At 27.7% G+C, this 16,609-nt stretch carries 16 protein-coding genes; 10 read left to right on the forward strand and 6 right to left on the reverse strand.

Going from position 1 to position 16,609, the window contains the following annotated elements; all coding sequences use genetic code 11:
• Positions 1 to 36 precede the first annotated feature (36 nt).
• From guaA to AC5LG6_RS02375, 4 genes are all read left to right on the forward strand, one after another.
• Positions 37 to 1,572, forward strand: coding sequence for a glutamine-hydrolyzing GMP synthase (gene guaA / locus AC5LG6_RS02360; RefSeq protein ID WP_066157210.1), 1,536 nt, complete (start codon positions 37 to 39; stop codon positions 1,570 to 1,572).
• 226 nt (positions 1,573 to 1,798) lie between these two features.
• Entirely contained in the window at positions 1,799 to 2,113 is a 315-nt protein-coding gene (locus AC5LG6_RS02365) for an HNH endonuclease (protein WP_066359286.1), read from the forward strand.
• 200 nt (positions 2,114 to 2,313) lie between these two features.
• Entirely contained in the window at positions 2,314 to 2,559 is a 246-nt protein-coding gene (locus tag AC5LG6_RS02370) for a type II toxin-antitoxin system Phd/YefM family antitoxin (protein ID WP_066348712.1), read from the forward strand.
• Positions 2,553 to 2,819 (forward strand): Txe/YoeB family addiction module toxin, encoded by a 267-nt coding sequence (locus AC5LG6_RS02375; protein WP_066157207.1) that lies wholly within the window; start codon positions 2,553 to 2,555, stop codon positions 2,817 to 2,819. Before AC5LG6_RS02370 ends, AC5LG6_RS02375 begins: the two co-directional genes overlap by 7 nt.
• 9 nt (positions 2,820 to 2,828) lie before the next feature.
• On the opposite strand, the gene AC5LG6_RS02380 is transcribed toward AC5LG6_RS02375, so the two are convergent.
• Entirely contained in the window at positions 2,829 to 4,532 is a 1,704-nt protein-coding gene (locus AC5LG6_RS02380; RefSeq protein ID WP_498585593.1) for a protein adenylyltransferase SelO family protein, read from the reverse strand.
• Positions 4,533 to 4,694: 162 nt separating this feature from the next.
• On the opposite strand from AC5LG6_RS02380, the gene AC5LG6_RS02385 reads away from it, so the two are divergent.
• Entirely contained in the window at positions 4,695 to 5,993 is a 1,299-nt protein-coding gene (locus AC5LG6_RS02385; protein WP_498585594.1) for a M99 family carboxypeptidase catalytic domain-containing protein, read from the forward strand.
• A gap of 24 nt (positions 5,994 to 6,017) precedes the next feature.
• On the opposite strand, the gene AC5LG6_RS02390 is transcribed toward AC5LG6_RS02385, so the two are convergent.
• Positions 6,018 to 6,212 carry a YgaP-like transmembrane domain gene (locus AC5LG6_RS02390; protein ID WP_066348707.1) on the reverse strand — a complete coding sequence of 65 codons (195 nt, stop codon included), beginning with the start codon at positions 6,210 to 6,212 and terminating at the stop codon, positions 6,018 to 6,020.
• 160 nt (positions 6,213 to 6,372) lie between these two features.
• Here AC5LG6_RS02390 and AC5LG6_RS02395 point away from each other — a divergent pair, with 160 nt between their 5' ends.
• Entirely contained in the window at positions 6,373 to 7,077 is a 705-nt protein-coding gene (locus AC5LG6_RS02395) for an alpha/beta fold hydrolase (protein WP_498585595.1), read from the forward strand.
• A gap of 53 nt (positions 7,078 to 7,130) precedes the next feature.
• Positions 7,131 to 7,724, forward strand: a complete 594-nt coding sequence (locus tag AC5LG6_RS02400) for an FAD-dependent oxidoreductase (protein ID WP_498585596.1) — start codon at positions 7,131 to 7,133, stop codon at positions 7,722 to 7,724.
• A 29-nt stretch (positions 7,725 to 7,753) separates the two neighbouring features.
• On the opposite strand, the gene AC5LG6_RS02405 is transcribed toward AC5LG6_RS02400, so the two are convergent.
• The gene (locus AC5LG6_RS02405) at positions 7,754 to 8,377 is read right to left on the reverse strand and encodes a hypothetical protein (protein ID WP_120986566.1); all 624 of its coding nucleotides are present in this window, start codon (positions 8,375 to 8,377) and stop codon (positions 7,754 to 7,756) included.
• Positions 8,378 to 8,511: 134 nt separating this feature from the next.
• Between AC5LG6_RS02405 and AC5LG6_RS02410 the strand changes: the two genes are divergently transcribed.
• The 3 genes from AC5LG6_RS02410 (at position 8,512) to argC (ending at position 14,053) form a co-directional block, all read left to right on the forward strand.
• Positions 8,512 to 10,152: a bifunctional diguanylate cyclase/phosphodiesterase gene (locus AC5LG6_RS02410; RefSeq protein ID WP_498585597.1), complete on the forward strand. Its 1,641-nt coding sequence runs from the start codon at positions 8,512 to 8,514 to the stop codon at positions 10,150 to 10,152.
• 58 nt (positions 10,153 to 10,210) lie between these two features.
• A complete protein-coding gene (uvrA, locus tag AC5LG6_RS02415) occupies positions 10,211 to 13,024 on the forward strand; it encodes an excinuclease ABC subunit UvrA (RefSeq protein WP_498585598.1) in 2,814 nt (937 codons plus the stop codon).
• Between the two features lie 78 nt (positions 13,025 to 13,102).
• Entirely contained in the window at positions 13,103 to 14,053 is a 951-nt protein-coding gene (gene argC, locus AC5LG6_RS02420; RefSeq protein ID WP_498585599.1) for an N-acetyl-gamma-glutamyl-phosphate reductase, read from the forward strand.
• 33 nt (positions 14,054 to 14,086) lie between these two features.
• Here the strand turns inward: argC and AC5LG6_RS02425 are convergent, their stop codons facing one another.
• Genes AC5LG6_RS02425 through AC5LG6_RS02435 form a run of 3 tightly spaced genes read right to left on the reverse strand, consistent with a single transcriptional unit; the run spans position 14,087 to position 16,607 of the window.
• The gene (locus tag AC5LG6_RS02425; protein ID WP_498585600.1) at positions 14,087 to 15,439 is read right to left on the reverse strand and encodes a cryptochrome/photolyase family protein; all 1,353 of its coding nucleotides are present in this window, start codon (positions 15,437 to 15,439) and stop codon (positions 14,087 to 14,089) included.
• Positions 15,436 to 16,287: a TIGR01777 family oxidoreductase gene (locus AC5LG6_RS02430; RefSeq protein ID WP_498585601.1), complete on the reverse strand. Its 852-nt coding sequence runs from the start codon at positions 16,285 to 16,287 to the stop codon at positions 15,436 to 15,438. The genes AC5LG6_RS02425 and AC5LG6_RS02430 overlap by 4 nt, the downstream gene beginning before the upstream one ends.
• Positions 16,288 to 16,310: 23 nt before the next feature.
• Positions 16,311 to 16,607: a TIGR03643 family protein gene (locus AC5LG6_RS02435; protein ID WP_066359256.1), complete on the reverse strand. Its 297-nt coding sequence runs from the start codon at positions 16,605 to 16,607 to the stop codon at positions 16,311 to 16,313.
• Between the last annotated feature and the right edge of the window lie 2 nt (positions 16,608 to 16,609).

Genomic DNA, 16,609 nt, shown 5'->3' on the forward strand with positions numbered 1-16,609 from the left:
AATATTCGATTAAAATATAGAAGAAAGGTTAAATATATGAAGCATGTACCAATAGTTGTATTAGATTTTGGTAGTCAATATACACAAATAATTGCAAGAAAACTAAGAGAAAGCGGAGTTTATTCTGAGATTGTTCCATACAATGAATCAATTGAAGATATTATGGCAAGAACTCCAAAAGGGATTATACTTTCAGGTGGTCCAGCTTCTGTTTATGCTAGCGATTCATATCATCCTGATTCTACAATCTTTGATTTAGGACTTCCAATTTTAGGAATTTGTTATGGAATGCAACTTATTGCTCAACATTTTGGTGGAAGTGTAATTCCAGCAACAAGTCATGAATATGGAAAAGCAAAACTAGATATTATTGTAGAAAATGAGATTTTTAAAGATACACAAAATGGTCAAATCGTTTGGATGAGCCATGGTGATAGAGTTGAATCAATTCCATCTGGATTTGAAAAAATTGCAATTAGTGAAAATTCACCTTATGCTGCTATTGCTGACACAAATAGAAATATCTATGCTTTTCAATTTCATCCTGAAGTTTATCACTCAGAATGTGGAAGCAAACTTCTTAAAAATTTTGCAAAATATATTTGTGGATGTGAAAGCACTTGGAATATGGGTTCTTTTGCAAAAGAACAAATGACAAAAATTAAAAATCAAGTTGGAAATAAAAAAGTTCTTTGTGCTGTAAGTGGTGGAGTTGATAGCTCTGTTGTTGCAACTCTTCTTTTTGAAGCAATTGGAAATCAAGTAATTCCAGTTTTTGTTGATAATGGTCTTTTAAGAGCAAACGAAAGAGAACAAGTTGAAACTATCTTTAAGTCAAGAGGTATTGATTTAATTACTGTTGATGCAAGTGAGCAATTTTTAACAAAATTAGCAGGTGTGACTGATCCTGAAACAAAAAGAAAAATAATTGGTGAAACATTTATTGAAGTATTTGACAAAGAGGCAAAAAAGCACGAAGGTGTTGAGTTTTTAGCTCAAGGAACACTTTATACAGATGTTATTGAATCAGTTTCAGTAAAAGGTCCTTCAAAAACTATAAAATCTCACCACAATGTAGGAGGACTTCCTGATTGGATGAAATTTGAACTTGTTGAACCTTTAAGAGAGATTTTTAAAGATGAAGTAAGAGAGCTTGGACTTGAGCTTGGACTTCCAAGAAATATGATAAATAGACACCCATTCCCTGGACCTGGACTTGCAATTAGGGTTATGGGAGATGTAAATAAACCAGACTTAGATTTATTAAGAAAAGCAGATGTTATTTTACTAGATGTTTTACACTCAACTGGATATTATGAAAAAACTTGGCAAGCATTTACAGTATTATTAAATGTAAAATCTGTTGGTGTTATGGGTGATAATAGAACTTATGATAATACAGTTTGTGTAAGAATAGTAGATGCAACAGATGGTATGACAGCAACTTTTGCACATATTCCACATGAAATACTTGAAACTATCTCAAGAAGAATTATCAACGAAGTTGATGGAATAAATAGAGTAGTTTATGATATTTCATCAAAACCACCAGCAACTATTGAGTGGGAATAAAATAGAGCATTATCTTTTTGCTTGATACTTCATCGTTTTAAAAAAAATTAGCTTCGGTCGTTTACAAAAGTAAACTTCCTTGCTAATTTTTTAACTCTTTGTCTGAAACAAAAATCTAAATCTCTATTTGAATGAAAATATAAATACACCTTTGCCAAACTTTTACAAAATCTATATAATACTTGATATAAATTAAATTTTTATTTCTAAAATGGAGAAACTTTGAATGGCTAATAATTGGAATATTCCTTTAAATCTAGAAAAAGAGATTAGAGAACGAGATAAAGTTTGTGTTTATTGTGGTATAAATTTTACTTCAACAAAAATATCTAAAAAAACAGCTGCAAGCTGGGAACATATAATTAATGATGCAAAAATTATAACTAGAGAAAATATTGCTTTATGTTGTTGTAGTTGCAATGCCAGTAAAGGACAAAAACAACTTTCAGTTTGGCTTGAATCAAAATATTGTAAAGAAAAAAATATTAATTTTGAAACTGTAACTCAAGTTATAAAAAATGCTATCAAAAATGGAGAATAAAAATAGGTATTTTATTGTCTCTATATTTTATGATTTAAGCTATTTTAGGACGAACAACTCACATGCAATATTCAAGCTATTCCAAAAAGATTCTTTGGCTTTTTAATATAATATTTCTCTTCAATTTTTATTAAATAAAGCGACTTGACAAAAGCGTACGTTATTATGTACAATAACTAAAATAAAAACAAAGGCATGATATGACGAAAGTTATGACAGTTAGTCAAGTTCGAGCAGATATTTATAATATTATTGATGAAACAGCATTAACACATGAACCAATACTTATAACTGGTAAAAGAACAAATGCTGTTATGTTATCTCAAGAAGATTGGAATGCCATCCAAGAGACTTTATATCTAACATCAATTCCAAATATGAGAGAATCTATAATTAAAGGATTAAATACATCTATTGAAGATTGTGATGAAGAGTTAGAATGGTAAACTATAAACTTGTTTATACTAAACAAGCTGGAAAAGATGCCAAGAAATTATCTAATTCAGGCTTAAAATCAAAGGCTTTGGAATTATTAGAGATAATTTCTTTAAATCCATATCAAAATCCCCCGCCTTATGAAAAACTAATTGGTGATTTAAATAGTGCAATATCAAGAAGAATAAATATTCAACACAGATTAGTTTATGAAGTTTTAGAAGATATTAAAACTATAAAAGTGATACGAATGTGGTCACATTATGAGTAAAATTCATCTTTACGACGAACAACTCACATGCGATATACCAGCTATTCCAAAAAAATCTGAGGGTTTTTTAGTATAGTATTTCTCTTCTATCTCGTTTGTTTGTTCTTCATATGGTTTTGTCATTACATCTTGTAATTCTTGAACGGGTTCATAATTTCCTTTTTCTGCCGCTTTATATGCCCAAACTAGATGCCACTCTCTTAAACTGTATTTTGGATTAATCAGTTTCATTTGATTTGATAGTTTTTGTTTTGATTCTTCATCATTTACATTTATTTTTACTTTCCACTTTTCAAGCCAACTATTCCATCTTTCTTTTATTTTCTCGTTGTCTAAATTTGCATAAAAACTTTTTTCAAGACTACTCAAATTATGGGGGATACTTGATAACTCTCTAAAAAATATTATGTAATCAACTTTTGTATCTATCATAAGATTTATAAGCTCATCAAAAAGTTCAAAATCAAACTTTTCTAATCCCAACTTACTAGCCCACATATTTTGGATCTTTTCTTGCATAACTTTACTAAAGTTATTTTCGATTTTTTCAAGTTCTTCTAAAGCTTCTTTATTTGAACTAAGTAGTGGTTTTAAAGCACTACAAAATGATTTAAAGTTTTTAAAAGCAGCAACTGGTTGATTAAAAAATGAAAAGTGCATTCCTCCACCAGTCCAAGATTGATATTTTGAATCAAACATCTCTATAAATCCAAATGGACCATAATCAAGTGTAAAACCACCAGCTGCACAGTTATCACTGTTGAAATTTCCTTGACAATATCCAACTCTTATCCAATTTGTTACTAAAGAAGTAAGACGATTTTGAAACTCATTTGCTAGTAGTATTATTTTTTCTTCTAAACTCAAATCTTGATTGATTACTTCACTATATTCTCTATCAATTAAGTGTAAAACAATCATTTCTAACTCTTTTAAAGCATCTTTATGTTCATTTTTTCGAGCTCTTCTTCCAAAAAGTTCTATTTGCCCTACTCTTAAAAATGAAGATGCAACTCTTGTTGTAATTGCAACATCTTCTTCTATCATAACTTCAGGCTCATAAGATGATGATTTTTCTTTAAACCAAGGTCTAGAAACCTGCTCTTTTTTAGAGGTAAACAAAGTTAAAGACCTTGAAGTAGGAATTCCTAAAGAGTGCATATGTTCTTGAGCCAAAAACTCTCTTACACTTGATCTTAAAACTGCTCTTCCATCTGCACCTCTACAATATGGAGTTTTTCCACCACCTTTTAGTTGAAATTCCCATCTTTTACCGTTTATAGCTGCTTCTAAAACAGATATTGCTCTACCATCTCCATAACCATTTCCAGTTTGAAAAGGACATTGAGCATAATACTCACGACCATAAATAGAAAGTGCATATCCTGTTGCCCAACCTTGATTTTGTTTTAAATTAGAAATATTTGACATATCTCCTGAAAAGAGTTTTATAAAATCATCTGATTTTAGTAAGTTTTCACTAAAGCCTAACTCTTTAAAAAAGTTTTTGCTATGAGAAATATATATTGGCTCTTTAATAGCAGTTGGACTTACAGGAACATAATGTCCACTAAAAACCTCTCTTGGATATTTATTGTCACCATTATGTTTTGCATCAGGATCGCTGTTTAGATTTTCTATAAAAGAGTAATCACTTAAATTAATTAGTTCACCAAAAGTTTCTATATTTTTTTTATTATTTTCATTTATCATAATATTTTCCATTTATATCTTAATTTACTACGATTCTAACATAAAATAAAGAATAATAGTTTTAATAATATTTAAAATAGACAAACAACTTTTAATCCTCGTCTAAATAAGCTTTAGATACTATACGAGCCATTTTTAATAATTTTATAGGCTTGGAGACATATGAGATTTATTTTTCTTATTATATTTTTGATATCAAATATTTATGCAAATACAAACAAAGATTTTACTCTTTATAAAAAAGATGGCACAACATCAGGACATACTTTACTTATCATTGGTGGGATACACGGTGATGAACCTGGAGGATATTTTGCACCAGCATTTTTAGAAAAATATTACACTATAAAAAAAGGTAGTGTTTGGATTGCTCCTAGTGTAAATATAGATAGTATGATTGCAAACCAAAGAGGCATATATGGAGATATGAATAGAAAATTTAGCACTATTTCAAAAGATGATAAAGATTTAAACAATATAGAAAAAATAAAATCTCTTATTTTGGATAAAAAAGTAGATTTAATTTTAAATCTACACGATGGACATGGTTTTTATAGACAAAACTATGAAAATGCAATCTTTAATCCAAGAGCTTGGGGTCAAGCAACTATTATTGACCAAGATAAAATACACTCTTTGGAAAAATTTGGGAATTTAGATGAAATTGCATCAACAGTAAGAGATAATCTAAACAAAGATAAACTTTTTCAAGACCACCACTATTTTGGAGTAAAAAATACAGAAACAAAAGCAAAAGATGAACAACAACAACTATCTTTGACTTTTTTTGCAGTTACAAACAATAAACCAGCTTTTGCAATAGAAACAAGCAAAAATATTACAGATTTAACAGAAAAAGTAATTTATCAACTAAAATCTATTGAAGAGTTTATGAGAATTATGGATATTGAATTTAGTAGAAATTTTGATGTAAACAATTACAAAGAGGTACAAAAATTACTTTTTGATTTTGGAAAAATAGAGATAAATAACAATATCTCTTTTAATTTAAATGATATTAGAAAAAATTTAAGATTTATTCCTATGAAAAAGAGTGAAAATAATTTTATATTTGAACACTCTTTAGGAAATAGTAAATTTACAAATGGCAACTATGAAATATATATAGGAAATAACCTAATAACTACTTTATCTCCTCAAATATTTGATAAAAATGGCTCATTTGATAGTGTTGATTTTGAAATAGATGGAAATATAATAAAAACTAAATTTGGTCAAATTTTAGAGGTTAAAAAAAGTTTCAAAGTTTTAAAATCTCCACTTAGAGTAAATGTTATTGGTTTTAGTAAAGCTGGAGTTGATAGTGAAGATAGTTTAGTTCTTAAAAAAAGTGATATGGTAAGTAGTTTTTCACTAGATAATTCTAATAAAAGTTACAGAGTTGAGTTTTATCACGACAATATATTTTATGGGATGATTACAATAAAATTTATAGATTAAGAATATTAAAGTAGAGTAATATCTCTACTTTAAATTTTTTGGTGTACATTTTCCACTAAACTTACAAAGTGGACAAATATCAAAAATCCCAACAATCAATGGAATAACTCCTAAATAAAACCAAACAATCCCTGTATAAACACCAACAATAATCAAAATAATTCCAATAATAATTCTAAACGGTCTGCAAAAAGCTCGAATTTTATCAAATGTATTCATATTTGAACTCCTTATAATTTATCAAAATTATATATAAGATAACTTAATTTAAAATAAATAAGAAAAACTTATTAAAATATGATATTTTTTAGACTATTAAGCTAATTTAATATAGAATTTAATCAAAATAATAGTTAATAAACAAAAAGAGAATAATAAGATGAAAAAAGAGAAAATATATTTTATACCAGGTCTTATGACTGATATTAGGCTTTGGAATAGAGCATTACCATTTTTAAAAGATGAGTTTGAAATAGTTCATATACCTATTCCAAACTCAACAGATTTTGATGAAATTGTTGATATTTTAAACAAAGAGTTTAAAGAAGAGAAGATAAATATCTTAGGATTTTCACTAGGAGGATATATAGCATCATATTTTACTTGTAAATATCCAAATAGAGTAAAAAGATTATTTACAGTAGCTGCAACTCCTGGAACTACTTCAAAAATAGAAAAAGTAAGAAGAGAAAAGAAACTAGAAGAGTTCGAAGGTATAAATGATTTTTTTGGACTTGATTTTGAAAAAGCAATTATGCTTTTAGAAGAGCAAAATCAAAGTGATTTATCTTTAGCTCAAACTATGGTTGATATGTTTAATGATTTAGGAAGAGATACTTTTATAACTCAATTAAAAAGTACTTTTAATAGAGTAGATCTATTTGATAAATTAAAAGATAAAAACATTCCTATGTATATGCTTTATAGCTCAAATGATAGACTTTTGGATTTAGAGGCTTTAGATAAGCTACATAATCAAAAACATAATATTAAATTAATAAAAAGAGATGGAACTAGCCATAATATTCCTTTGGAGTTTCCAGAGCTTTTTGCAAATAGTGTAAAAGAGTGGATAAAAGAGTAAGTTTATATCTGTTTTGTTAAACTACGAAAAATTTTAAATGAAAGGAAAATATTATGAGATATGATGTAGTAATTATTGGTGCTGGAGCTGCTGGCTTTGCTTGTGCTTTAACTTTAGGAAGTGCAAATGATAAATTTGATTGGGCAAAAGATAAAAAATACTTAATTTTAGATGATAATAAAAGTGATTTAAATGTTGGAAAATATTTCAATGTTGCTGGAGTTGATAGTGGAATCAATGGTGTTGATTTACTTCTTAAAATGAAAAAACAGCTAGAGATATACAAAGATGTTGAGCTAAAAGATGAAAAAGCTACTAAAATTGAGAATTTAGGTGAATATTTTAAAGTTACAACACAAAATTCTACTTATGAAGCTTCAATTGTAGTATTAGCAACTGGTCTTCATAAATTTGATATAGAGTGTGAAGGTGTTAATGTAAAAGATAACATATTTGTTCCAAAACCAAATAATATATATTTGGAAAATTCAAGCAATTTAATCTCTAAAAATCTATATGTAGCTGGACTTGCAAGTGGAGTTCCTACAATGTTTTCATGTGCAAGTGGAGATGGAGCTAAAGTTGCTTGTGATATTTTTAAACTTTGGAGTGGAAAAATAACAGTTGTTCATGATGTAAAAGCATAAAAATAGAAGCTTTTGCTTCTATTTTTATATTACTCTTCTACTTTTGATTGTGGATTCTTCAAAGATTCAATTTTTGCATCTATTAGAGCTAAAGTTCTCTCTTGAGTTTTGTATGAAATTTCTGGTAAATTTCCGCCAAACATTTTATTTGCTTCCTCAAAACCTTTAACAATTCCATCTCTTCCTTTTTGAAGTTTTTCTAAATCATCTCCAGCAAAACTAAAAACAAAGTTTGAAACTCTATCTGAAGTTTGAGTTATTCCAAAAAAACCATTTTCACTTACAAGATCTGTTGCCTCTTCAGGTGATAAATCCATAATTGGTTTTCCTTTGTAGCCAATATCCTCAAGACTCATATCATTTATTTTACCTTTGCCACTTAAAAAATCCAAAACACTTTGTTGATCTTTTGAAGCATTTAGACCTGCTTGTCCTACTGAATTACCAGCAGCCATAGCTTTTGCATTCATCTCAAATAAAATATATTGAGCATTCATTGATATAGCAACTTTTGCAGCTGAATTATTTATTATCTCTTCAACAGATTTCTCTGTTTTAGGAGCAACTTGCTCTTTTGAACCCTCATCTACCTTTGAAGCAGAATTTTGTTTGAAAGCATTTAAGGCCTGATTTGTACTATTTTGAATTTGCATAGATAACTCCTTATTATTTTAAACATTTTACATTTCTTAAAATTAAATTAATATTAATTTTATTAAATTACTTCTTTTTTTATAAAAATAATTGTATTATGCAATCTATTAAAGTGCTTTATTTAGGATAATATATGGAAAAAAAAGATTTAAAATATAGCTACAACTTTTTACTAGAGTATAAAAAAGCTATAGATGAAAGCTCTATTGTTTCTAAAACAGATAAAAATGGTCTAATAACATTTGTGAACAAAAAATTTTGTGAAATTTCAGGTTATGAAGAAGATGAATTAATAGGAAAAAGTCACAATATTGTAAGACACCCTAGTATGACAAAAGAGTTTTTTAATAATCTTTGGAAAACTATAACAAATAAAGAGATTTTTAAAGGTGTAATTGTAAATAAAAAGAAAAATGGATTAGTATATTATGTAGATACAACTATTATTCCTATTTTAGATGAAAATAAAAATATAGAGGAATTTATTGCAATAAGGCATGATATTACAAAAGTATATGAGCAAAAAAAACTTATAGAAGAACAATTTATAGATGAATTAACTCTATTACCAAATAGACAAAAACTTTTAAAAGATTTAAAAGATAGCAAAATTCAAAAAATTGCTATGATAAATATAAATAGCTTTAGAGATATAAATAACTTTTATGGTTTTGAAGCAGGAGATTTAGTACTAAAAAAATTCTCACAAATACTTTTTGATAAAATTTCTACAAATATAAATTTAGATTTATATAGAGTTGCAAATGATGTTTTTGCAATATGTACAAAAAATAAAGATAACCTAAAAGAGATAAGAGATATATGTACAAATATTATTGAATATTTTTCTTTGCACCCTATTTTAATAAATAATAATAGCTTTTATTTAAGTATCTCTATTGGTGTTGCTAGAAATTGTAAAGATAGTGCTGTTCAAAATAATCTTTTGTCAAAAGCAGAATATGCACTAAGAATAGCTAAAAAAAGAGATATTTCAATACTATTTTTAGATGAAAATATTGAGCTTTATAATAAATTAAAAGAGAATAAAAAACTAATTGAAGAGTTAAAAAATGCTCTTATTTCAAATAATCTTTTAATATATGGTCAAAAGCTAATTAATAATATTTCTAAAAAAGAGAAATATGAGATATTAATGAGAGTTAAACTAGAAGATGGTTCTATTTTAACACCATATAGTTTTTTAAAAGAGGCAAAAAAAGCAAAACTATATCTAGGGATGACAAGAATGCTTGTAAAAAAAGCTTGTGAATATTTCAAAGGTAAAGATATTGAATTTAACTTAAATTTAACTCTTGAAGACATTAAAGATCAGTACACTATGGATTTTATTGTTCATACGATTGAAAAAACAAATACAGCAAAGCAGATAACTTTTGAGATAGTTGAAAGCGAAGGTATTGAAAGTTTCACTGAAGTATCAAATTTTATAAAAAAAGCAAAAAAGCTTGGTTGCAAAATTGCTATTGATGATTTTGGTACTGGATACTCAAATTTTGAGTATATTATAAAATTAGATGTTGATTATATAAAAATAGATGGTTCTTTAATAAAAAATATAAATACAGATAACAATCTATATCTTACTGTTCAAACTATTGTTGGATTTGCAAAAGCACTTAAAATAAAAACTGTTTCAGAGTTTGTACATAATGAAGAGGTTTTAAATTGTGTAAAAAATCTAGATATAGATTACTCTCAAGGTTTTTTTATAGATGAGCCAAAAGAGTTGGGGCTTAATAGCAAAATATAATACTAACTATTAACAAACTTTATATATAATAAACACTTTAAATTTTTAAAGGCAAATTATGAGTGATACAATAAAAATATTTAATGCAAAAGAGAATAATCTAAAAAATATAAACTTAGAGATACCAAAAAATAAGCTAATAGTTTTTACAGGACTTAGTGGAAGTGGTAAATCTACACTAGCTTTTGATACACTTTATGCAGAAGGACAAAGAAGATATATAGAGTCTTTATCCTCTTATGCTAGACAATTTTTAGACAAAGTTGGAAAGCCTGATGTTGAAAGAATAGAAGGATTAACTCCAGCAATTGCGATAGATCAAAAAACTACTTCAAAAAACCCAAGATCAACTGTAGGAACTATAACTGAAGTATATGACTACTTTAGACTTTTATATGCAAGGGTTGGAGAACAACATTGTCATCAATGCAATAAACCAATTTCAAAAATGAGTGCTACGGATGTAATAAATCAGGTATTATCGCTACCAAATGAAGCAAAACTTATAATACTAGCACCTTTAATAAATAGAAAAAAAGGAAGCTTCGCAGATTTACTTGAGAATCTTCGATCAAAAGGTTATGTAAGAGCTATGATAGATGGGGTAATGGTAAGACTTGACGAGGATATAGAGTTATCCAAAACTCAAATGCATACAATAAAAGTAGTAATAGATAGAGTTACAGCAAATGAAACAAACAAAGATAGAATTGCTCAAGATGTTGAAAAAGGTCTAAAAGAGAGTTTTGGAGAGCTAGAAATTGAGATAATAAATCACGAAGAGGTTGGAGTTGAGAAAAACATTCACTACTCAGAGCATATGGCTTGTTTTGATTGTAAAATATCATTTGAACCACTAGAACCAATATCTTTCTCTTTTAACTCACCAAAAGGTGCTTGTAGCTCTTGTGATGGATTAGGAATAAGATATGCACTTGATATGAAAAAGGTTATTGATGAAGATTTAGCTATTGAAGATGGAGCAATAAAGATAATATATGGATTTAACAAAGGTTTCTATTTTAAAATGCTAATAGCTTTTTGTGAACAATCACAAATAAATATAAAAATTCCATTTAGAGATTTAGAAGAGCATCAAAAAAAATCTATCTTGCACGGAACTGTTGATGAGGTAAAATTCTTTTGGAAAAAACACAAACTCACAAGAAAATGGGATGGTATTGTAAAATTAGCCTATGATATGATAAAAGATGAAAAAGAGATGGTTGAATTTATGACAGAAAAAAAATGTGACTCTTGCAATGGAAATAGACTAAAACCAGCTAGTCAAACTGTATATGTGGCTAAAAAAACTATTCCTGAAATTTTAAATATTCCAATAGAAGAAGCTCACCATTTTTTTCAAGATGAAAACAATTTTTCATATTTAAGTGAACAAAATAAGATGATTGCAGCTCCAATTTTAAAAGAGATAAAAGAGAGAATTTTCTTTTTATATGATGTTGGTTTAGGATATATTACTTTAGGAAGAGATGCAAGAACAATAAGTGGTGGAGAAGCCCAAAGAATAAGAGTTGCTTCACAAATTGGAAGTGGTTTAACTGGGGTTATGTATGTACTAGATGAACCATCTATTGGACTTCATGAAAGAGATACTAGTAAACTAATAAAGACATTAAGAGCGCTACAAGAGAAAGGAAATACTGTAATTGTAGTTGAACATGATAAAGAGACAATTATGGCTTCTGATTTTATTGTTGATATTGGACCAAATGCAGGTAAATTTGGTGGAGAAGTAGTATTTGCTGGAACTTTAGAAAAAATGAAAAAAGCAAAAACTCTAACTGCTTTATATGTAACAGAAGCAAAAAAAGTTGAATATCCTCATAATAGAAAACAAGAAGATTATATAGAGATAAAAAATGTAAATATAAATAATATCAAAAATCTAGATGTAAAACTTCCTCTTAGAAATTTAGTAAGTATTACAGGAGTTAGTGGAAGTGGAAAATCTTCACTTATTCTTCAAACGCTACTTCCTGTTGCACAAGAGCTTTTAAATCGTGCTAGAAAAGTAAAAAAAGTTGATGGAGTAGAAATAGATGGTTTAGAAAAACTAGATAAAGTTATATATCTTGACCAAAGCCCAATTGGTCGTACTCCTAGAAGTAATCCAGCAACTTATACAGGACTTATGGACGAAATAAGAGACCTTTTTACTAAAACAAAAGAAGCTAGTCTTAGAGGGTATAAGATTGGACGGTTTTCATTTAATGTAAAAGGCGGAAGATGCGAAAAATGTCAAGGTGAAGGTGAAATTAAAATAGAGATGCACTTCTTACCAGACATTATGGTTAAATGTGATGTTTGTAATGGAGATAGATACAACGCTCAAACACTTGAAATACTTTACAGAGGAAAAAATATATCTGAAGTTCTAAATATGAGTGTGGATGAGGCTTTAGAATTTTTTGCTAAGGTGCCAAAACTTAAAGCAAAACTTCAAACTCTAAGCGATGTTGGACTTGGATATATAACTTTAGGACAAAATGCTGTAACTTTAAGTGGTGGAGAAGCTCAAAGAATAAAACTAAGTAAAGAGCTAAGTAAAAAAGATACAGGAAATACTCTATATATTTTAGATGAACCTACAACTGGACTTCATTTTGCAGATGTTGATAGACTAACACGTGTTCTACATCATTTAGTTGAACTTGGAAACTCAGTTCTTGTAATAGAACATAATCTTGATGTTATAAAAAACTCTGATTTTGTAATAGACATAGGTCCTGAAGGTGGAGATAAAGGTGGAAAAGTTGTAGATATGGGAACACCTGAATTTTTAGCACAAAACCACAAAAATAGTGGCTCATATACAGGTTACTATTTGGATAAAGAGATAAATAAGTAGTCTTTTTTTATTAAGCAAAAAGCACATAAAAAGAGATATTTTGATAGGATAATAAAACACAATTTATGAAGGAAGATAATGAAATTTAAAGTATTTGTAGATGGACAACACGGAACAACTGGATTAAAAATTCACGAATTATTAGAAAAAAGAGATGAGATAGAACTTTTAGAAATAGATGAAAAAGATAAAAAAAATATAGAAAAAAGAAAAGAGCTTTTAAATAGTGCTGATTTAGTATTCTTATGCCTCCCTGATGATGCAGCAATTGAGTCTGTAAGTTTAATTGAAAATGAAAATGTAAAGGTAATAGACGCAAGTACAGCACACAGAACAAATCCATCTTGGGTTTATGGAATACCTGAACTTACAAGCAAACAAAGAGATAAAATCAAAAATTCAAAAAGAGTTTGTGTACCTGGTTGTCATGCTAGTGGACTAATAATATCTATGAAACCTCTTTTTAGAAATAAGATTTTAGGGAAAAATCATAAACTTATTTGTCACTCAATTACTGGATATAGTGGTGGTGGAAGCTCATTGATAAATGATTATGAAAATGGTGATTTTGAAATTTTTGGAGCTCAAAGACCATACGCTTTAGGTTTAAATCATAAACATTTACCTGAGATGAAATATATTTTAAAAACAAACAAAGCCCCTATTTTCACACCAAGTGTTGGAAATTTTAAGCAAGGTATGCTTGTAATGTCATATATTGAAAAAAAGAGTATGAAAAAAGCAACAAACCGTGAAGAGCTTATAAAAGTTTATAAAGATTATTATGCTGATGAACTTTTTATAAAAATAGTTGAAAACAATGATGAATACCTAGAAAATGGTTTTCTAAATCCAATGAGATGTAACAATACAAATAGTATAGAAGTATCAATTTATGAAAACAACACAGATTTAGTAATCATATCAAGACTTGATAATCTAGGAAAAGGTGCTAGTGGAGCAGCTATTCAATGTATGAATATCATGCTAGGACTTGAAGAGAGAAAAGGTTTGGAGATAAAACTCTAAACTTCTTATCCTCACCCTACTAGCTAAGATTTATTATTTATTAAAACTATTCGCTCTTTTAAACTCTATAATAGCCCTATTTCTTGAGTAGTTGATACCTACAATTTGTCTTGGATAATTTAGAAAAATATCTTCTTGAACACCATTTTCTGTATGTATAATTTTTGGTGATATATCTTTTAAATCTTTTAAAACAGTTTTTATAAAAATAGCATCTTTATCAAATTTTTTTGATTGTAAATATGGATTAAAAACTCTAAAATATGGAACTGCATCAACTCCAGTACTAGCAGCCCACTGCCAAGATCCTATATTTGAACTTACTTCATAATCCAAAAGTTTCAAAGCAAAATACTCTTCACCTTTTCTCCAATCTATTAATAAATTTTTTGTCAAATATGAAGAGGTAACCATTCTTAAACGATTATGCATAAGTCCTGTTTTATTTAAATATCTCATACTAGCATCAATTATTGGAACACCAGTATTTCCTTCACACCAATTTTTAAAATCATCTTCATTTTGATTCCAATTTACTTTAATTGAATTTAGATTTTCAAATTGTGATTTTGGGAAATGGTATAAAATATAGTTATAAAACTCTCTCCAAAATAGCTCTCTTATAAAAAAATCTATCTGCTTTTTTGGTGCATTTAGCCTTTTTATTTTATTAAATAGTGTTCTAGCAGAAATAAGACCAAATCTTAAATGAACACTTAAATTCGAGCTAGCATCTAAATAAAAATAGTCTCTATTCTCTTGATAATTTTCAATTTTTTTTGAAAAAATATCTATTAATTCATCTGCACTTTTATATAAAAAATCTGGTAAATCTTGCTTTTTTAATCCTAAATCATTTAAAGTAGGAATAAAACTATAATCAAAATCTACTTTTTTTAAATTTTTAGGAGTTTCAAACTCTTTTATATTGTTTGAACTATGCAAAAATTCCAAAGAGTTATAAAAAGCTGTAAATACCTTGTATGGTGTTTTATCAGCTTTTAATACATCATTTGGATGGATTAAAAAAGAGTCTGTATATCTTTTTATTGGCAATATTTTCTCGCACTCTTCATCTCTTGTTTTTGCATAAATATCGAAATCTATTGAAGTTAAAACCTCATCAAACCCTTGATTTTTTAACTCAATAAAAACATCTTTGGGATTTGAATAAAATATTGCTAAATCAAGACCTATTTTTTGTAAATTCTCTTTTAATTCCAAAACAGTTTTATAGATAAAAGTTACTCTTTTATCATCTTTTGGAAGCTTATTTAATATATTTTTATCAAAAATAAAGATAGGTAGAACTTCATCTTTAGCATTTGCTAAAATCTCACTATCAACTACTCTTAAATCTCTTCTAAACCATAAAACTTGCTTCATTTTGCTAAATTTTTCAAAGTTTCATCAATATTTTTGTATTTAAAATTAAATCCTAAATCAAGTAATCTTTTAGGAATTACACTTTGCCCATCAGTTAAAACTTTTGCACCTTCACTAAATATAAGTTTTAAAACAAACTCTGGGATAGGAAAAATAGTTGGTCTATTTAAAACTCTTCCTAGTGTCTTTGTAAACTCATAGTTTGTTGTAGGTGTTGGGGCTGTACAATTAAATACTCCATCTAAACTATTTTCTATTACAAACTTATAAACTTCTATCAAATCTTCTATGTGAATATATGAAAAGTGTTGTTTACCACTTCCTATAATTCCACCAAGACCTAATTTAAAAGGAGTTATCATCTTTTGAAATGCTCCACCATTTTTTCCTAAAACTATTCCAAATCTAAAAATAGCAACTTTTGTACTCTCCCTTTTTGCTTTTTGTGCTTCCTTTTCCCAATTTTGGCAAAGAGTTGATAAGAAATCATTTGAGAAAGAGCCATTTTCATTATATTTAGCACTATTGTCATAAATTCCAACAGCTGATGTTGATATAAATAGTTTATCTTTCTTTTCAACTCTATTTAGAGATTCAACAAGTTTTTTTGTAGTATCAAGTCTACTTGAAATCAAAAGTTTTTTATAACTTTCACTCCATCTATTTATTATATTTGCGCCACTTAGATTTATTACAACATCACTTGAATTTATAAGTTCATCTAGTTTTAAAGAGTTATTTAAAATATCTCTTTTTATTTGAACTACCTTATAGTTTTGTTTTGAAAAAAAATCCACCAAACTTTGCCCAACAAACCCACTAGCACCTGATATTGCAATAGTTTTCATATTTTATCCTTGTATAATTATTTTTACTGAAATCTTGTCGTTTTATAGCTTACTTTTAATTTATGTTTTGTAGCTCTTCCTTGAACTCTTTTTCTCCACATCTTAAAACTACTTCTTTTTAAAAGATCTCTCATCATATTTTTAACTTCATTTTCAGTAAAACCATAAAGCTCTTTTATAGTATCAAAAGAGACTCTATCTTGCCATGCCATTTCAATAAGTCTATTTTTATCACTTTCAGTAAAAGATAAATTACTTGGTTTTACACCTTTCTTTTTATTTATATTAAACTCTCTCGCACTATCTTTTTGAAAATACATAT

Source organism: Arcobacter thermotolerans (assembly GCF_983172305.1).

Excerpts from the sequence above, each read along its gene's own strand:
- guaA (WP_066157210.1), top strand. The coding sequence starts at position 37 with ATGAAGCATGTACCAATAGTTGTATTAGATTTTGGTAGTCAATATACA.
- AC5LG6_RS02375 (WP_066157207.1), top strand. The coding sequence starts at position 2,553 with ATGGTAAACTATAAACTTGTTTATACTAAACAAGCTGGAAAAGATGCC.
- AC5LG6_RS02400 (WP_498585596.1), top strand. The coding sequence starts at position 7,131 with ATGAGATATGATGTAGTAATTATTGGTGCTGGAGCTGCTGGCTTTGCT.
- AC5LG6_RS02405 (WP_120986566.1), bottom strand. The coding sequence starts at position 8,377 with ATGCAAATTCAAAATAGTACAAATCAGGCCTTAAATGCTTTCAAACAA.
- AC5LG6_RS02435 (WP_066359256.1), bottom strand. The coding sequence starts at position 16,607 with ATGTATTTTCAAAAAGATAGTGCGAGAGAGTTTAATATAAATAAAAAG.
- AC5LG6_RS02365 (WP_066359286.1), top strand. The coding sequence starts at position 1,799 with ATGGCTAATAATTGGAATATTCCTTTAAATCTAGAAAAAGAGATTAGA.
- AC5LG6_RS02370 (WP_066348712.1), top strand. The coding sequence starts at position 2,314 with ATGACGAAAGTTATGACAGTTAGTCAAGTTCGAGCAGATATTTATAAT.
- uvrA (WP_498585598.1), top strand. The coding sequence starts at position 10,211 with ATGAGTGATACAATAAAAATATTTAATGCAAAAGAGAATAATCTAAAA.
- argC (WP_498585599.1), top strand. The coding sequence starts at position 13,103 with ATGAAATTTAAAGTATTTGTAGATGGACAACACGGAACAACTGGATTA.
- AC5LG6_RS02390 (WP_066348707.1), bottom strand. The coding sequence starts at position 6,212 with ATGAATACATTTGATAAAATTCGAGCTTTTTGCAGACCGTTTAGAATT.
- AC5LG6_RS02430 (WP_498585601.1), bottom strand. The coding sequence starts at position 16,287 with ATGAAAACTATTGCAATATCAGGTGCTAGTGGGTTTGTTGGGCAAAGT.
- AC5LG6_RS02425 (WP_498585600.1), bottom strand. The coding sequence starts at position 15,439 with ATGAAGCAAGTTTTATGGTTTAGAAGAGATTTAAGAGTAGTTGATAGT.
- AC5LG6_RS02385 (WP_498585594.1), top strand. The coding sequence starts at position 4,695 with ATGAGATTTATTTTTCTTATTATATTTTTGATATCAAATATTTATGCA.
- AC5LG6_RS02410 (WP_498585597.1), top strand. The coding sequence starts at position 8,512 with ATGGAAAAAAAAGATTTAAAATATAGCTACAACTTTTTACTAGAGTAT.
- AC5LG6_RS02395 (WP_498585595.1), top strand. The coding sequence starts at position 6,373 with ATGAAAAAAGAGAAAATATATTTTATACCAGGTCTTATGACTGATATT.
- AC5LG6_RS02380 (WP_498585593.1), bottom strand. The coding sequence starts at position 4,532 with ATGATAAATGAAAATAATAAAAAAAATATAGAAACTTTTGGTGAACTA.